This window comes from Streptomyces sp. JLBG701, assembly GCF_058544905.1.
The window spans coordinates 6,872,104-6,888,157 of record NZ_CM178588.1; the positions used below are offsets into that span (position 1 = coordinate 6,872,104).

Sequence of the window (16,054 nt, forward strand, 5' to 3'; positions counted from 1 at the left end):
GTAGGTACGCTCAGACCTTGTGCCTGGGGTGTGCCCTGGCTTCCGTGCGTGCCTTCAAACCGCACTTTGGGAGCCGTCACTGGCCACCGCAATCCGCGCCCTTCCCGCCTCGCGGCGGGATTCTGCGGGATTCGACACACCCGACCGCGTGGGTCGGCGACGTTCCAGGTTAGCTTCACCATCGGCACACAGAAACCGGAGAAGTAGTGCCTACGATCCAGCAGCTGGTCCGGAAGGGCCGGCAGGACAAGGTCGAGAAGAACAAGACGCCCGCACTCGAGGGTTCCCCTCAGCGTCGCGGCGTCTGCACGCGTGTGTTCACGACCACCCCGAAGAAGCCGAACTCGGCCCTGCGCAAGGTCGCGCGTGTGCGTCTGACCAGCGGGATCGAGGTCACCGCTTACATTCCGGGTGAGGGACACAACCTGCAGGAGCACTCCATCGTGCTCGTGCGTGGTGGCCGTGTGAAGGACCTGCCGGGTGTTCGCTACAAGATCATCCGCGGTTCCCTTGACACCCAGGGTGTGAAGAACCGCAAGCAGGCCCGCAGCCGCTACGGCGCCAAGAAGGAGAAGTAGAAAATGCCTCGTAAGGGCCCCGCCCCGAAGCGCCCGGTCATCATCGACCCGGTCTACGGTTCCCCTCTGGTGACCTCCCTGATCAACAAGGTGCTGCTGAACGGCAAGCGCTCCACCGCCGAGCGCATCGTCTACGGCGCCATGGAGGGTCTGCGTGAGAAGACGGGCAACGACCCGATCATCACGCTGAAGCGCGCGCTGGAGAACATCAAGCCGACCCTTGAGGTCAAGTCCCGCCGTGTCGGTGGTGCGACGTACCAGGTTCCGATCGAGGTCAAGCCCGGTCGCGCCAACACGCTCGCGCTGCGCTGGCTGGTCGGTTACTCCCGTGCCCGTCGTGAGAAGACCATGACGGAGCGCCTGCTCAACGAGCTCCTCGACGCCTCCAACGGCCTCGGTGCCGCTGTGAAGAAGCGCGAGGACACCCACAAGATGGCCGAGTCCAACAAGGCCTTCGCGCACTACCGCTGGTAGTCGCTACCCACATCGAGACCGAGAGAAGACTGAAGCCTTATGGCTACCACTTCACTTGACCTGGCCAGGGTCCGGAACATCGGGATCATGGCCCACATCGACGCGGGCAAGACGACCACCACCGAGCGGATCCTCTTCTACACCGGCGTCAGCTACAAGATCGGTGAAGTCCACGACGGCGCCGCCACCATGGACTGGATGGAGCAGGAGCAGGAGCGTGGCATCACGATCACCTCTGCTGCCACCACCTGTCACTGGCCGCTTGAGGACAACGACTACACGATCAACATCATCGACACCCCCGGGCACGTCGACTTCACGGTCGAGGTGGAGCGTTCGCTCCGCGTCCTCGACGGTGCCGTCACGGTGTTCGACGGTGTCGCCGGTGTCGAGCCGCAGTCCGAGACGGTGTGGCGTCAGGCCGACCGTTACGGCGTGCCGCGCATCTGCTTCGTGAACAAGCTGGACCGTACCGGCGCCGAGTTCCACCGCTGCGTGGACATGATCTCGGACCGCCTGGGCGCCCAGCCGCTCGTCATGCAGCTGCCGATCGGCGCCGAGATGGACTTCAAGGGCGTTGTGGACCTGGTCCGCATGAAGGCGCTCGTGTGGTCCGCCGAGGCCGCCAAGGGCGAGATGTACGACGTCGTCGACATCCCGGCCACGCACATCGAGGCTGCCGAGGAGTACCGCGGCAAGCTGATCGAGGGCGTCGCCGAGAACGACGAAGAGATCATGGAGCTGTACCTGGAGGGCCAGGAGCCCACCGAGGAGCAGCTGTACGCCGCGATCCGTCGCATCACCATCGCGTCCGGCAAGTCCAACGACACCACGGTCACCCCGGTGTTCTGTGGCACCGCGTTCAAGAACAAGGGCGTTCAGCCCCTGCTCGACGCGGTCGTGCGCTACCTGCCGACCCCGCTCGACGTCGAGGCCATCGAGGGCCACGACGTGAAGGACCCCGAGCTGGTCGTCAAGCGCAAGCCGTCCGACGACGAGCCGCTGTCCGCGCTGGCGTTCAAGATCATGAGCGACCCGCACCTCGGCAAGCTCACCTTCGTCCGGGTCTACTCGGGCCGCCTGGAGTCCGGCACCGCCGTGCTGAACTCCGTCAAGGGCAAGAAGGAGCGCATCGGCAAGATCTACCGCATGCACGCGAACAAGCGTGAGGAGATCGAGTCGGTGGGCGCCGGTGACATCGTCGCCGTCATGGGCCTGAAGCAGACCACCACCGGTGAGACGCTGTCCGACGACAAGAACCCGGTCATCCTGGAGTCCATGGACTTCCCGGCGCCGGTCATTCAGGTCGCCATCGAGCCCAAGTCCAAGGGTGACCAGGAGAAGCTGGGTGTAGCCATCCAGCGTCTCGCGGAGGAGGACCCCTCCTTCCAGGTTCACTCGGACGAGGAGACCGGCCAGACCATCATCGGTGGTATGGGCGAGCTGCACCTCGAGGTGCTGGTCGACCGTATGCGCCGTGAGTTCAAGGTCGAGGCCAACGTCGGCAAGCCGCAGGTCGCGTACCGCGAGACGATCCGCAAGGCCGTCGAGCGCGTGGACTACACCCACAAGAAGCAGACCGGTGGTACCGGTCAGTTCGCCAAGGTGCAGATCGCGATCGAGCCGATCACCGAGACCGACGGTCCGGCGTACGAGTTCGTGAACAAGGTCACCGGTGGCCGTATCCCGCGGGAGTACATCCCGTCGGTGGACGCCGGTGCGCAGGAGGCCATGCAGTTCGGCATCCTGGCCGGCTACGAGATGACGGGCGTCCGCGTCACGCTTCTCGACGGTGCCTACCACGAGGTCGACTCCTCCGAGCTCGCGTTCAAGATCGCCGGTTCGCAGGCCTTCAAGGAGGCCGCGCGCAAGGCTTCGCCCGTACTTCTTGAGCCGATGATGGCCGTCGAGGTCACCACGCCCGAGGACTACATGGGTGAGGTCATCGGCGACATCAACTCCCGCCGTGGTCAGATCCAGGCCATGGAGGAGCGTGCCGGTGCCCGCGTCGTGAAGGGCCTCGTGCCCCTCTCGGAGATGTTCGGCTACGTCGGTGACCTCCGCAGCAAGACCTCGGGTCGCGCAAGCTACTCGATGCAGTTCGACTCCTACGCCGAGGTTCCCCGGAACGTCGCCGAGGAGATCATCGCGAAGGCCAAGGGCGAGTAACACACCCCGTTTACACGCTTTAGGCTTGACACCGACCGCCGGGGATGACCCGGGAGGGAAAACCCCGGCGGGCGGCATCCCAGCAAAGATCACCTGGCGCCGATGAGTAAGGCGTACCAGAACCACTCCACAGGAGGACCCAGTGGCGAAGGCGAAGTTCGAGCGGACTAAGCCGCACGTCAACATCGGCACCATCGGTCACATCGACCACGGTAAGACGACCCTCACGGCCGCCATTACCAAGGTGCTGCACGACGCGTACCCGGACCTGAACGAGGCCTCGGCCTTCGACCAGATCGACAAGGCTCCTGAGGAGCGCCAGCGCGGTATCACGATCTCCATCGCGCACGTCGAGTACCAGACGGAGACGCGTCACTACGCCCACGTCGACTGCCCCGGTCACGCGGACTACATCAAGAACATGATCACGGGTGCGGCGCAGATGGACGGCGCCATCCTCGTTGTCGCCGCCACCGACGGCCCGATGCCGCAGACCAAGGAGCACGTGCTCCTGGCCCGCCAGGTCGGCGTTCCGTACATCGTCGTCGCCCTGAACAAGGCCGACATGGTGGACGACGAGGAGATCCTGGAGCTCGTCGAGCTCGAGGTCCGTGAGCTCCTCTCCGAGTACGAGTTCCCGGGCGACGACCTGCCGGTCGTCAAGGTCTCGGCGCTCAAGGCTCTTGAGGGCGACAAGGAGTGGGGCGAGTCGGTCCTCAACCTGATGGCCGCCGTCGACGAGTCGATCCCGACCCCCGAGCGTGACGTCGACAAGCCGTTCCTCATGCCCGTCGAGGACGTCTTCACGATCACCGGTCGCGGTACGGTCGTCACCGGCCGTATCGAGCGTGGTGTCCTGAAGGTCAACGAGACCGTTGACATCATCGGCATCAAGCAGGAGAAGACCACCACCACGGTCACCGGCATCGAGATGTTCCGCAAGCTGCTCGACGAGGGCCAGGCGGGCGAGAACGTCGGTCTGCTCCTCCGTGGCATCAAGCGCGAGGACGTCGAGCGCGGCCAGGTCATCATCAAGCCCGGTTCGGTCACGCCGCACACCGAGTTCGAGGCCCAGGCCTACATCCTGTCCAAGGACGAGGGTGGCCGCCACACGCCGTTCTTCAACAACTACCGTCCGCAGTTCTACTTCCGTACGACGGACGTGACCGGCGTCGTGACCCTCCCCGAGGGCACCGAGATGGTCATGCCGGGTGACAACACCGAGATGAAGGTGGAGCTCATCCAGCCCGTCGCCATGGAAGAGGGCCTGAAGTTCGCCATCCGCGAGGGTGGCCGGACCGTGGGCGCCGGCCAGGTCATCAAGATCACGAAGTGATCTTGGACTGACCCGACCGGTCTCTGACTGGTAGGTCTCGAAGGGGCCCGCACGACTTCGGTCGTACGGGCCCTTTTGCTGTCGAGTCTGCGGGGCCATCACGCACAGTGCACGGCAAGTGAACGTTCAGGAAACGCCAATGGGTCACACAGGAATAACTCGGCGAAGGTCCTGTGGTCGTCGATCGATTCCTTCCCAAAGTTTCCTATGAGAAGCCTGATACGGCCGTAGTCTGAGTCGTTCCGGGGCCCGGGGGGCCGATGACGGACTCGTGAGGATGGCTTGTTGATGGGCGGCTTTGACAGCCGATCGTGGATTCCCGTACAGCGTGCGGACAGGTTCCAGCAGCCGTTGCCGGTGGCCGCGGAGACGGCGGGCCGGCCGGGCGGGGTCGCGGTGGCCGACCGCCCACCAGGGTCCGGGCCGAAGCGACCCCAGGGCTCCGTCGTGCCCCGCCGCCGGGAAGCGCGGCCCCGGCTGTACGTCATCGACGGCATACGCCTGGTCGCCGCCCTGATGGTGGCCGTACACCACTACGCGGGCACCGCCAGGGTCAACCGGCCGCACAACCTGATCTGGGAGCGGCCCGTCTCCGAGATCATGCCGACGGTGTTCCACGTCGCGACCTACGGCTGGATCGGCGTCGAGATCTTCTTCGTGATCAGCGGCTTCGTGATCTGCATGTCGTGCTGGGGGCGCACCCCGCGGCAGTTCTTCGTCTCCCGCGTGATCCGGCTCTACCCGGCCTACTGGTTCGCCATCGTGTTCACCACGGCCGTCCTGTTCGCGCTGCCGGGGGTGTGGGAGCGGCTACGGCTGCGCGAGGTCCTGCTCAACTTCACGATGCTGCAAGCCGGTTCGGGCGTCGCCAACGTCGACTCGGTCTACTGGACGCTCTGGTCGGAGCTCCGCTTCTACCTCCTCTTCCTGGTCGTCGTCGCGACGGGGCTGACGTACCGCAAGGTCGTCACGTTCTGCTGCGTGTGGGGCGCCGCCGCGATGCTCGCGCCGGTGTCACAGCTGCACCTGCTGGAGCTGGCCGCCAACCCGGACGGCGCCTGGTACTTCATCGCCGGCCTCGCCCTCTACCTCATGTACCGCTTCGGCCAGGACCTGCTCCTGTGGGGCATCCTCGGCATGGCCTGGCTGATGGGCCAGATGGAACTGGGCCACCGGATCGACACGGTCGAGCACGTGTCGGGCTGGCGCGGAGCCACGGTGATCTTCACGGTGTTCCTGCTCTTCATGGTCGCCGTCGCCCTGGGCTACACCGACCGCATCCAGTGGAAATGGCTGGTCACGGCAGGCGCGCTGACCTATCCGCTCTACCTGATGCACTACGCGGCCGGCACGACCCTGATCAACCGCCTCAAGGACACGATGGACGCCCGCCTGGTGGTCGTGGTCGTGATCGCCGGCTTCCTGGCCCTGAGCTGGGCCGTCCACCGCTTCGTGGAAGCGCCGCTGGCACGGGTGGTGAAGAGGGGACTGGACACGTCGTTCGCACGGCTGCGGAACGCGGGGGGTTAGGCGGGCTGCGGCCCGTCGTACGGCCGGTCCAGCTCTACGGCTGTCCGCCGCCCTTGGTCTCGGCCGTGTAGCGGGGCACGTCCTCCGTCGAGTCCTTGCGCGTGGCGTAGCGGGGGCCGTCGGGGGTCGGGTGGATGTCGGAGAGGACGGCGCCTGTGCCGGTGCGGGGGTCGAAGATCGCGTACAGCGGGATGCCGATCAGGGGGTAGTCGCGCAGTTTGGTGACCCGGTCGTTGTCCGGGTTGGAGCGGGATACGACTTCGATGGCGGCGATCAGCGTGCGCGGATCGAAGGAGCCAGGGACATCCATGTCTGACCAGGCGATCGCTACGACGTCGGGACGGCGCATGATGCCCTCGGATTCGGCCTCCACGTCCGGTGTCCCGGAGTGGGCGACCAGCTCTTCCGGCATGACTGTCTCCAGCCGTTTGCGGAGGGTCAGCCGGGTCAGCTCGTGAGGGGCGTTCGGCGTCAGGAGGTCGTGGATGATCCCCTCCTTGGTGATCTCGAACCTGCCGGGGAGGGTGTCGTCCATCGATTGAACGGCATCCCGCATGGCTCGGTAGAGGTGGGGCGAGCTCATGCTAGGCGGCCCCCAGGAGATCGGATCGGCAGTCGCGGCAGCGGCCGGGTTCGGGTGAGCGGAAGGCGCGGTCGCAGGCGTCGCAGTTGCGGAGTGGGTGTCGGGCGGGCGGTGGTGATGCCGGGGCCCGGAACGGGGGTGGGGGTGGCAGCTGGGCGGCGAGGCGGTGGGCCAGGAGGGCTGCCGGGCGGCACAGGGGCTCCGGGAGGTCCGTGGTCAGGGCTTGGCGTACGGCGTTGGGGCTGACGTCGCGCTCCAGCCAGGCGGCCACACCGGGGGCCAGGTGCTCCGCGTCGGTGGTGGAGAGGAAGAGGCCGGGGGCGTCGCGGCGGAGGCCGGCGAGGAGGTCGGTGGCCTGCTGGAGGAGGGTGGGGGAGGGGTACGCGGGCTGCGGTACGGCGGGGAGGGCCTTGCGGGGTGCGGGCTTCCTCGGCGTCCTGCGGACGGTGGGGGCCTCGTCGCGGTGGCGTCCGGGTTGGTTGCAGGAGATCGTGCGGCTGATGATGCGGCCGCCGGGGGTGCGTTTCCGTTCGCGGCGCAGGTAGCCGTGGGTTTCGAGTTCGCGCAGGGCGGCGGCGATGCGGGTGGTGCCCTCGGGGAAGCGGGCGGCGAGGGTTTTGATGTCGACGCGGGCACCTGTGGGGAGGGACTGGATGTAGACGGCCAGTCCGATCGCGAGGCCCGACAGCGACGGGTGTTGGGCCAGGTGGTTGCCGATCACCGTGAAGCGGGTGGTGTGGCGGGTGTGGTCGTGTTCCAGGCCGCCCGCGTGGGGGTGGTTTTTGCCCGTGACACCGGGCTGGGCGTGCGGGGGCACGCTAAGGTCTTGCGTATCCATCGGGAAGCTTCGCTCTTCCTTGGTGGTCAGGCCCTCGCACTGGGATTGCCGTCCCGGCGAGGGCCGTTGCATGTCTGCGGTTGTGTTGCGGCGAGCGTAAGGCAAGCAACCGGGCCGAAATCCAGCTGAGTTGGTGATGTTCACCCGTGAGGGTGACGCGGTGACATGGGCGGGAGGGAGGGGTGGGGTTTGGCGGGGTTCTTTAACCCTCGTGGTCCTTGGGAAAGGTCGCCCCTCGCACCGGAGCACGCGTTTCTGGGGACCGGTGGCAGGTCGACCTCGGCCTATACGGTTTTGCGGGGTGCCGGTCCTTCGGCCACTCCCCAGCGGTCGGCCAGGGCGTCGACGAGGAGGAGACCACGGCCTGACTCGGTGTCTGCGGTGGGGTGTTGAGACGTAGGACCGAGATCGCCCCGTGCTCCGCCGGGTCCGACGGGAGGCCCCAGTCGATGAGTTGTCGCACTGCCAGCAGGCGGGCCTGACGGGCTCCGCGGGGTGTGGGTGGCAGGAGTGCGCTGAAGTTGCGGATGGGGTTGGCGAGTTGGGCCTCGGGCTCGACGGTTTCTTGATTCATGTCACTCAGCGTGGCCGACCGTGTTTGCCTTGACGTGCGATGACGCCTGTACGTATCCGCGCTGTCTCGTCGTTGTCTTGCCTTGTCTCGGCTGTCTCGGACGACGTACGGGTACGGGTGCGCGTTGGAGGTGGGTGGCCATGAGTGACGAAAGCGTGAGCAACGAGAACGACGGTGTCGACGAAGCTGGCTGGGATCTCCAACCCGGCGACGAGAGCGCGCCGTTAGTGGAGGCCGTGGGGCGGCTCGTCAAGTTCTGCCGGGAACAGGCCCGGATGACGGTGGCCGAATTCGCCGACGTCATGGGGTACGGCGAGGACATGATCCGCAAGATCGAACGCGGGGAGCGGATTCCCCGGGTGGAGTTCCTGGACCGCGCCGACGATGTTCTGAACGCGGGTGGGCATCTGCGGGCGTTCATGAAGGACGTGGAGAAGGCCCAGTACCCGAAGAAGGTGCGGGACCTGAAGAAGCAGGAGGACAAGGCGGTCGAGGTGTTGCTTTACAGCAACCACAACATCCATGGACTGTTGCAGACGCCGGAGTACGCGCGAGCACTGCTGGGTGTGAGGCGGCCCGCGTACTCACCGGACGAGTTGGATCGGCTGGTCGCTGCACGTGTGCAGCGCCATTCCATCTACGAGCGGTCACCTGCGCCTGAACTGAGCTTCATTCAGGAACAGGCGACGCTTGAGCGCCCGATCGGCGGCACAATGGTGCTGCGTCGGCAGCTCGAACACCTCCTGGAGGTAGGCAAGTTGTCGAACGTCGAGCTCCAGGTGATGCCCACAAAGCACGAGGGACACCCGGGCATGAGTGGGCTGATCGAGCTGCTGAAGTTCAAGGACGGCTCGGCGGTGGGGCGCTCCGACGGCGCGTTCAACGGGCGCCCGGTCTCGGACCTCAGGCAGCTCCGGATCCTTGAACTTCGGTATGGCATCATCCGAGCTCAGGCTCTCTCACCAGCGGAGTCGAGAGCCTTCATTCAGCAAGCGCTGGGAGCCCTATGAGCACCTCCGAACTGCACTGGTTCAAGAGCAGCTTCAGCAGCAGCAGTGAAGGCGACGACTGCGTCGAGATAGCCACCACCCCGCACACCATCCACGTCCGCGACTCCAAGCACACCCAGGGCCCCCGCCTCGCCCTCGCCCCGGCCGCGTGGGCGGACTTCGTGTCGTACGCCGGTCACCAGGACGGTGGCAAGTAGTACCAGACCTCCTTGTTCGGGTCGTCGATGCGGGCTCGGCTGTCCTGGGTCAGCGGGTGGTCCGGGCCGAGTGAGCGTTCGCAGTCGGCGGCCAACTCCCGGAAGGACGCGGTGGATTCGGCGGACCACAGCGCTTGCTGATGGCGGCCGGCGAGGGTGAGGACGTGGTCGTGGCCCAGGGCCCGGGTCATGTCCTCGACGGCAGGTGACAGAAGAGCCAGCGCGGCGGAGTGCTGCCCCGCCGTACCCGTCCATGCGGCCAGCTCAAGACGGCCAGTGAAGGTCCACGCTTGATCGTGGCCGTAGATGAGGCCCCGGACCTCGACGACCTCGGACAGCAGGTCCAGCGCCGCTGGGATGTCGCCGGTCTCGCGTACGGCGGACGAGAGGTTCCAGCGGGCGTCATGCCTGAGATCGCTGTATACACCGCCCAGCAGCCGCTCCGCGTCGCCGACCAGTGCGCTCCAGAGTCGGACGGCCTCGGCGAACCGACCGTTCAGCTGGGTCATGACCGCGACCTCGAAGCGCCAGGAGAGGGTCATGGGATCGTTGGAGCCTAGGACACGCAGGGAGCGTTCCTGCGCGGCGAGGGCGAGGTCCAACGCCTCCTGGGGCCGCCCGGAGTGACCTGTCCACCGGACTACACCCAGCGCTGTCTCCAGGGTTTCCCGGTGGTCGTCCCCGTACTTTCGCCGGGCCTCGTCGTGCAGGGCGGTGGCCAGGTCGAGGGCCTCCTGCGTGTTCCCCGCCTGTCCGGTCCGCCAGGCCAGCGCCGAGCGCAACGCGAACAGGACTTCCGGGTCGGTGTCCGCCGGGGCCGAGCCGAGCGCGGTACGCAGCAACCGGCAGGCGTCTTCGTGCCGCAGCGCGTCCCCGAGGGCGCGCGCCAGGCCGATGGCTGCTGTCCGCACCCCGTTGTCCCATGCCTTCTGGAATGCCTCCTCGGCCGCCGAAGGTCTGGCCCGGTAGGTCGCCGCCCACCCGATGTCCTCGCACAGCTCCGGGTCCGCCGCAGCGATCAGCAACCCCCACGTGCCCTCCAGCACAGGTGTGTCCACCTCGGTGGCGTCGGCCAGGTAGTCGAAGACGTAGTAGCTCTCCTCCGGCGAGTCCTGAGGCAGGAGCAGGCTGCTAGTCGCGTACAGCGGCGTGGTCGCCCACGCGAGCGCCTCCTCCCACCCCTCGGGACGCAGCGCGGCCCCGCCTCGCGCGGCGAGATGCTGCTCGTGAAGCTCCCGCAGCAGCGCGGCCGGAAGCGGTCGGTGCCACCCCGCCCAACGGGCCTCCACCGCCGCGGCGACCAGCGCGGCCCCGCGCACATGCCGCCCTTCCGGAGCCCAGGCGTCCTGCCATGCCGCCAGCAACTGCGGCCCCGCGGCCAGGAACTCGGCGATGCCGTAGCGCCCGGCGCTGCCGACCGCCCGGACCAGGCGGTCGTCCTGCCCGTACTCCCGGGCCCGCGCCACCTCGCCCTCCCGCCAGCGCCGGTCGAGCCGGATCTCGTATGCCTGGGCCAGGACGTCCCGCCCGGTCCGCCCGCGCGGGCCGTCGGTCCCCTCGCGCGCCAGGGGCTGTACGTCCATGTACTGGGCCCGCTCCTGAGCCCTGATCGTCGCGAGGACGATTCCCGTCCGGGTGAGCTCGCGGAGTAGGTAGGGAGTGAGGCCGCCGGTGCCCAGGTACCTTTCGACGTCGTCCAGCCACACGACGGAGTCGCGCTCGCCCCGCAGCGCGGCCGCCGCAGATCGGAGTGCCGTCGGCTCGGCGGGATCGGGGACGACGAAGGCAGCCCGGGGGAGCACCCTGCGGGCCGCCTCGAAAGCCGCCCGTGACTTGCCCGCGGTGGATTCACCGACGATCAGTACAAAGCGGTGCGTGCGCAGGGCCTCCTCGATCTCGGCGCTGCGGTCACGGCGTACGAACGGCGGAACCCTCGCGCCGGCCACGTCCGTGGCGCCCGCTGGGGCCGCAGGGTGGACGCCGATCGCGATCAGATCCTCGACGTCCTCGACCCGCGGCACCCGGCCTCGCCGGTCCAGCATGAGCTTCGTCCGGACCTCGGCGGCCCGGCGTGTCCCCTCCTCGACGAGTTGCTGCCCGCGCTGCGCCAGAACCCCTCCCACCGTCGCGGCCATGGCGACCACCGCTCCGCCGACCACTCCCGGCAGCAGCCTGGACAACCCGGACACCGTCGACACCCCGACAGCGACGCCAACGAGCAGCCACCAGCCGCTCGGGCGGGTCCCCCATCTCCGCATACGGTCCATGAGAGCACCGGGCTTCGGGGTGTGGCTACAGAGCGATCACGAGGCGCTCATAGAGTCCTCTGCTTCCGTTACCGGCGGGTACTGTCCTCGTGGCCCGCGCAGAGGGCCCGGAGCCGGCAGGGAGGCCGTATGTCCGTCGCGTCCGTCCGGTGGCGGCCCGCGTTGTGGTGGCGTGTGGCGATCGTGTTGTCGGCCGGGCTCGGGCTGGTGCTCGATACCAGTTCGCTCGTGTATTTCACCGTCGAGAGCAATGTCATCGTGCTCGGCTACTTCATCGGCGCCGTGTACTGGATGCTGCGGCGCGGTACGACCGAGGCGCCCGCTCCCCGGCTGCGGGGTGCTGCCGTGCTGTACATCTCGATCACCGGGCTCGTCGCGCACTTCGTGCTGAATCACGGGGTCAGTCCGCTGCCCGGGCTGGTCTCAGGGTCGGATCTGCGGCGGAACTGGGCGTTGTTCTTCGTGCACTACACCACTCCGGTGCTCGTGCTCCTCGACTGGCTGTTGCTGAAGCCGCGCAACGCCTCGCGGTGGAGGGACGTGCCCTTGTGGCTCTGCTTCCCGCTCGGCTACGCGGCTCTGGTCCTCGTGCGCGCCGCGCTCTTCCCGGACTTCCCGTCGGCGTACCCGTACTTCTTCCTGGATCCGACCAGCAAGGGTTACGGCTGGGTGTTCGGCCAAGTCGCCCTGCTGACCGTCGAGTTCACGGTGATCGCGGCGGCCGTCGTGGGGCTTGACCGGCTCGGGACTCGGGCGATGGGGAGGGTCGGGCCGGCCTTGGATCCGCGCGCCGACACCCCGTAGGGGGCCCACGGGGTTTGACCTGCGTCACTCCCGGGGTATTCTCTCCGGCTCGATTGGCCAGCCCCCTGCCCCATATGGCAGACTGTCGGAGTTGCTCGGTCGAGTGTCAATGTTGCGCGCCTCCCGCCGGGAGGACCGGAAGCGAGTCCCACAGTACTCGTCGCCCTAACTGCCTGCTGGCAGCGCTGGGGCGGACGTACGGGAATCTTTCGGGAAGTGTCAGCGGGGCACCGGCCAGGCGCCCGGTGGGTACGCGTTTCATTAAATACAGCGCCCCCGGTCCTGCGGTTGCTTTCGGGCGAGCCGCGTCCCTCGTAGGGAAATCCGTTAGCGGATATCTGTGCGGCAGGAGCGCGACACACCCGACCGCGTGGGTCGGAGGACGGGACGCGAACCCCCAGGTTCCAGAGCGTTTTCACTAGACAAAGGACTACTGAGTAGCCATGGCGGGACAGAAGATCCGCATCCGGCTCAAGGCCTACGACCACGAGGTCATCGACTCCTCGGCGAAGAAGATCGTCGAGACGGTGACGCGCACTGGTGCGTCGGTCGCGGGCCCGGTGCCGCTGCCCACTGAGAAGAACGTGTACTGCGTCATCAAGTCGCCGCACAAGTACAAGGACTCGCGCGAGCACTTCGAGATGCGCACGCACAAGCGTCTGATCGACATTCTCGACCCGACCCCCAAGACCGTTGACTCTCTGATGCGACTCGACCTCCCGGCCGGCGTCGACATCGAGATCAAGCTCTAGGGATCGGTGATCTGAGAATGGCTAAGCAGATCAAGGGCATCCTGGGCGAGAAGCTCGGCATGACGCAGGTGTGGGACGAGAACAACCGTGTTGTTCCCGTCACCGTCGTCAAGGCCGGCCCCAACGTCGTGACCCAGGTGCGTACCAACGACAGTGACGGCTACGAGTCGGTCCAGATCGCCTTCGGCGAGATCGACCCGCGCAAGGTGAACAAGCCCCTCAAGGGTCACTTCGCCAAGGCCGATGTCACGCCGCGTCGCCACCTCGTCGAGATCCGCACCGCGGACGCCTCCGAGTACACGCTCGGCCAGGAGATCACCGCTGAGGTGTTCGAGGCCGGCGTCAAGGTCGACGTGACGGGCAAGAGCAAGGGCAAGGGCTTCGCCGGTGTCATGAAGCGTCACAACTTCAAGGGCCTCGGCGCCGGTCACGGCACCCAGCGCAAGCACCGCTCTCCCGGTTCCATCGGTGGCTGCGCCACCCCGGGCCGTGTGTTCAAGGGCCTCCGCATGGCGGGTCGTATGGGCAACGAGCGGGTCACCACCCAGAACCTGACCGTTCACGCCGTTGACGCGGAGAAGGGCCTGCTCCTCATCAAGGGCGCGGTTCCTGGTCCGAACGGCGGCCTCGTCCTGGTCCGCACCGCGGCCAAGGGGGCCTGAGGACTATGAGCACCATTGACATTCTGTCGCCCTCCGGCGACACCGCCGGGACCATTGAGCTCCCGGCCGAGATCTTCGACGTAGAGAAGATCAGCGTTCCGCTGCTTCACCAGGTCGTCGTCGCGCAGCTGGCCGCCGCCCGTCAGGGCACGCACAAGGTCAAGCGTCGTGGCGAGGTCCGCGGTGGTGGTAAGAAGCCTTACCGCCAGAAGGGCACCGGCCGCGCGCGCCAGGGTTCGACCCGTGCGCCGCAGTTCGCCGGCGGTGGCGTCGTCCACGGCCCCACGCCGCGTGACTACTCGCAGCGGACCCCGAAGAAGATGAAGGCCGCGGCCCTGCGCCACGCCCTCACCGACCGGGCCCGCAACGCTCGCATCCACGTCATCACCGGCGTGATCGAGGGCGAGACCCCCTCCACCAAGGCCGCCAAGAGCTTCCTCGGCAAGGTCAGCGAGCGCAAGAACGTGCTCCTGGTCATCGAGCGCTCCGACGAGGCCGCGCTGCTTTCCGCGCGCAACCTGCCCCAGGTCCACATCCTGGAGCCGGGCCAGCTGAACACGTACGACGTTCTCGTCTCGGACGACGTGGTCTTCACCCAGGCCGCTTTCGAGTCCTTCGTGTCTGGCCCCCAGGCCGCTGACACCGAAGGGAGCGAAGCCTGATGGCTACGCGTCACCCGAGCATCGCCTCCAAGGCGGCCAAGGCCGCCAAGGCCGCGCGCGTCGCCAAGGCGAAGCGCCACGAGGCCGAGGGCAAGAACACCGTCGTCACCCCGATCAGCAAGTCGTACACGGACCCCCGTGACGTGCTGCTGAAGCCGGTGGTGTCGGAGAAGAGCTACGCGCTCCTCGACGAGGGCAAGTACACCTTCATCGTCGCGCCCGGCGCCAACAAGACCCAGATCAAGCAGGCCGTCCAGGCGGTCTTCTCGGTCAAGGTCACCGGGGTCAACACGATCAACCGCCAGGGCAAGCGCAAGCGCACCAAGACCGGTTTCGGTCAGCGCGCTTCCACCAAGCGCGCGATCGTAACCCTCGCTGAGGGCGACCGTATCGACATCTTCGGCGGTCCGACCGCGTAAGCGGGTCGGATCGTCCGATATCGGACGAGGACTGAGAAATGGGAATCCGCAAGTACAAGCCGACTACGCCGGGCCGTCGTGGCTCCAGCGTCGCCGACTTCGTCGAGGTCACGCGGTCCACGCCGGAGAAGTCGCTGGTCCGCCCGCTGCACAGCAAGGGCGGCCGTAACAACGCCGGTCGTGTGACCGTTCGCCACCAGGGTGGCGGACACAAGCGCGCCTACCGAGTGATCGACTTCCGTCGTCACGACAAGGACGGCGTGCCGGCGAAGGTCGCGCACATCGAGTACGACCCCAACCGCACCGCGCGCATCGCGCTGCTGCACTACGCGGACGGCGAGAAGCGCTACATCCTCGCCCCGCGCAACCTGCAGCAGGGTGACCGCGTCGAGAACGGTCCCGGGGCCGACATCAAGCCGGGCAACAACCTGGCGCTCCGCAACATCCCGGTCGGTACCACGATCCACGCGATCGAGATCCGTCCCGGTGGCGGCGCCAAGTTCGCCCGCTCCGCCGGTGCCTCCGTGCAGCTGCTCGCGAAGGAGGGCTCGATGGCCCACCTCCGCATGCCCTCCGGTGAGATCCGCCTGGTCGACCAGCGCTGCCGCGCCACGGTCGGCGAGGTCGGCAACGCCGAGCAGTCCAACATCAACTGGGGCAAGGCCGGCCGTAAGCGCTGGCTGGGCGTTCGTCCGACCGTTCGCGGTGTGGCGATGAACCCGGTCGACCACCCGCACGGTGGTGGTGAGGGCAAGACCTCCGGTGGTCGCCACCCGGTCTCCCCGTGGGGTCAGAAGGAGGGTCGTACTCGTTCGCCGAAGAAGGCTTCGAACAAGTACATCGTCCGCCGCCGCAAGACGAACAAGAAGCGCTAGGAGCGGGTTTAGATGCCGCGCAGTCTCAAGAAGGGGCCCTTCGTCGACGACCACCTGATCAAGAAGGTGGATGTCCAGAACGAAGCCGGCACCAAGAACGTCATCAAGACCTGGTCCCGTCGCTCGATGATCGTCCCGGCCATGCTCGGCCACACGATCGCGGTGCACAACGGCAAGACCCACATTCCGGTGTTTGTCACCGAGTCGATGGTCGGCCACAAGCTCGGCGAGTTCTCGCCGACGCGCACCTTCCGGGGTCACGTCAAGGACGACCGGAAGTCGAAGCGCCGCTAACGCGGGGTGGAATGACCATGACAGACACTG

Annotated in this window: 17 protein-coding genes and 1 pseudogene; 14 read left to right on the plus strand and 4 right to left on the minus strand. The window is 67.1% G+C overall.

Annotated features, from left to right (window positions below):
- The first annotated feature begins 206 nt into the window (after nt 1-206).
- From rpsL to AC5DRG_RS31935, 5 genes are all read left to right on the plus strand, one after another.
- Nucleotides 207-578: a 30S ribosomal protein S12 gene (rpsL, locus tag AC5DRG_RS31915; RefSeq protein WP_003948652.1), complete on the plus strand. Its 372-nt coding sequence runs from the start codon at nt 207-209 to the stop codon at nt 576-578.
- Nucleotides 579-581: 3 nt separating this feature from the next.
- Nucleotides 582-1,052: a 30S ribosomal protein S7 gene (rpsG, locus tag AC5DRG_RS31920; RefSeq protein ID WP_003992340.1), complete on the plus strand. Its 471-nt coding sequence runs from the start codon at nt 582-584 to the stop codon at nt 1,050-1,052.
- 39 nt (nt 1,053-1,091) lie between these two features.
- Nucleotides 1,092-3,221, plus strand: coding sequence for an elongation factor G (fusA, locus tag AC5DRG_RS31925; protein ID WP_491802943.1), 2,130 nt, complete (start codon nt 1,092-1,094; stop codon nt 3,219-3,221).
- Between the two features lie 142 nt (nt 3,222-3,363).
- Nucleotides 3,364-4,557, plus strand: coding sequence for an elongation factor Tu (gene tuf / locus AC5DRG_RS31930; RefSeq protein WP_491802944.1), 1,194 nt, complete (start codon nt 3,364-3,366; stop codon nt 4,555-4,557).
- A 288-nt stretch (nt 4,558-4,845) separates the two neighbouring features.
- Entirely contained in the window at nt 4,846-6,087 is a 1,242-nt protein-coding gene (locus AC5DRG_RS31935) for an acyltransferase family protein (protein WP_491802945.1), read from the plus strand.
- Nucleotides 6,088-6,121: 34 nt separating this feature from the next.
- On the opposite strand, the gene AC5DRG_RS31940 is transcribed toward AC5DRG_RS31935, so the two are convergent.
- The 3 genes and pseudogenes from AC5DRG_RS31940 to AC5DRG_RS31950 form a co-directional block, all read right to left on the minus strand.
- Nucleotides 6,122-6,622: a Uma2 family endonuclease gene (locus tag AC5DRG_RS31940; protein ID WP_491802946.1), complete on the minus strand. Its 501-nt coding sequence runs from the start codon at nt 6,620-6,622 to the stop codon at nt 6,122-6,124.
- A gap of 49 nt (nt 6,623-6,671) precedes the next feature.
- Complete coding sequence (locus tag AC5DRG_RS31945; protein WP_491802947.1) at nt 6,672-7,508, minus strand: helix-turn-helix domain-containing protein; 837 nt, start codon at nt 7,506-7,508, stop codon at nt 6,672-6,674.
- Between the two features lie 284 nt (nt 7,509-7,792).
- Nucleotides 7,793-8,082: pseudogene (locus AC5DRG_RS31950) on the minus strand (ATP-binding protein).
- Nucleotides 8,083-8,222: 140 nt separating this feature from the next.
- Between AC5DRG_RS31950 and AC5DRG_RS31955 the strand changes: the two are divergent.
- Nucleotides 8,223-9,092, plus strand: coding sequence for a helix-turn-helix domain-containing protein (locus tag AC5DRG_RS31955; protein WP_491802948.1), 870 nt, complete (start codon nt 8,223-8,225; stop codon nt 9,090-9,092).
- Nucleotides 9,089-9,289, plus strand: a complete 201-nt coding sequence (locus AC5DRG_RS31960) for a DUF397 domain-containing protein (RefSeq protein ID WP_491802949.1) — start codon at nt 9,089-9,091, stop codon at nt 9,287-9,289. Before AC5DRG_RS31955 ends, AC5DRG_RS31960 begins: the two co-directional genes overlap by 4 nt.
- Here the strand turns inward: AC5DRG_RS31960 and AC5DRG_RS31965 are convergent.
- On the minus strand, nt 9,268-11,547 hold the full coding sequence (locus AC5DRG_RS31965; RefSeq protein WP_491802950.1) for a hypothetical protein: 2,280 nt from the start codon (nt 11,545-11,547) through the stop codon (nt 9,268-9,270). The two genes, AC5DRG_RS31960 and AC5DRG_RS31965, sit on opposite strands and share 22 nt — an antisense overlap.
- A gap of 138 nt (nt 11,548-11,685) precedes the next feature.
- Here AC5DRG_RS31965 and AC5DRG_RS31970 point away from each other — a divergent pair, with 138 nt between their 5' ends.
- From AC5DRG_RS31970 to rpsS, 7 genes are all read left to right on the plus strand, one after another.
- Entirely contained in the window at nt 11,686-12,360 is a 675-nt protein-coding gene (locus tag AC5DRG_RS31970) for a Pr6Pr family membrane protein (RefSeq protein ID WP_491802951.1), read from the plus strand.
- A gap of 443 nt (nt 12,361-12,803) precedes the next feature.
- On the plus strand, nt 12,804-13,112 hold the full coding sequence (gene rpsJ, locus AC5DRG_RS31975; RefSeq protein WP_003948644.1) for a 30S ribosomal protein S10: 309 nt from the start codon (nt 12,804-12,806) through the stop codon (nt 13,110-13,112).
- Nucleotides 13,113-13,129: 17 nt separating this feature from the next.
- Complete coding sequence (rplC, locus tag AC5DRG_RS31980; RefSeq protein WP_356249902.1) at nt 13,130-13,774, plus strand: 50S ribosomal protein L3; 645 nt, start codon at nt 13,130-13,132, stop codon at nt 13,772-13,774.
- Nucleotides 13,775-13,779: 5 nt separating this feature from the next.
- Nucleotides 13,780-14,436: a 50S ribosomal protein L4 gene (rplD, locus tag AC5DRG_RS31985; RefSeq protein ID WP_491802952.1), complete on the plus strand. Its 657-nt coding sequence runs from the start codon at nt 13,780-13,782 to the stop codon at nt 14,434-14,436.
- Entirely contained in the window at nt 14,436-14,855 is a 420-nt protein-coding gene (gene rplW, locus AC5DRG_RS31990) for a 50S ribosomal protein L23 (protein WP_491802953.1), read from the plus strand. The genes rplD and rplW overlap by 1 nt, the downstream gene beginning before the upstream one ends.
- A 38-nt stretch (nt 14,856-14,893) precedes the next feature.
- Nucleotides 14,894-15,730: a 50S ribosomal protein L2 gene (rplB, locus tag AC5DRG_RS31995; protein ID WP_356560317.1), complete on the plus strand. Its 837-nt coding sequence runs from the start codon at nt 14,894-14,896 to the stop codon at nt 15,728-15,730.
- A gap of 12 nt (nt 15,731-15,742) precedes the next feature.
- Nucleotides 15,743-16,024 (plus strand): 30S ribosomal protein S19, encoded by a 282-nt coding sequence (gene rpsS / locus AC5DRG_RS32000; protein WP_003948639.1) that lies wholly within the window; start codon nt 15,743-15,745, stop codon nt 16,022-16,024.
- The last annotated feature ends 30 nt before the right edge of the window (nt 16,025-16,054 follow it).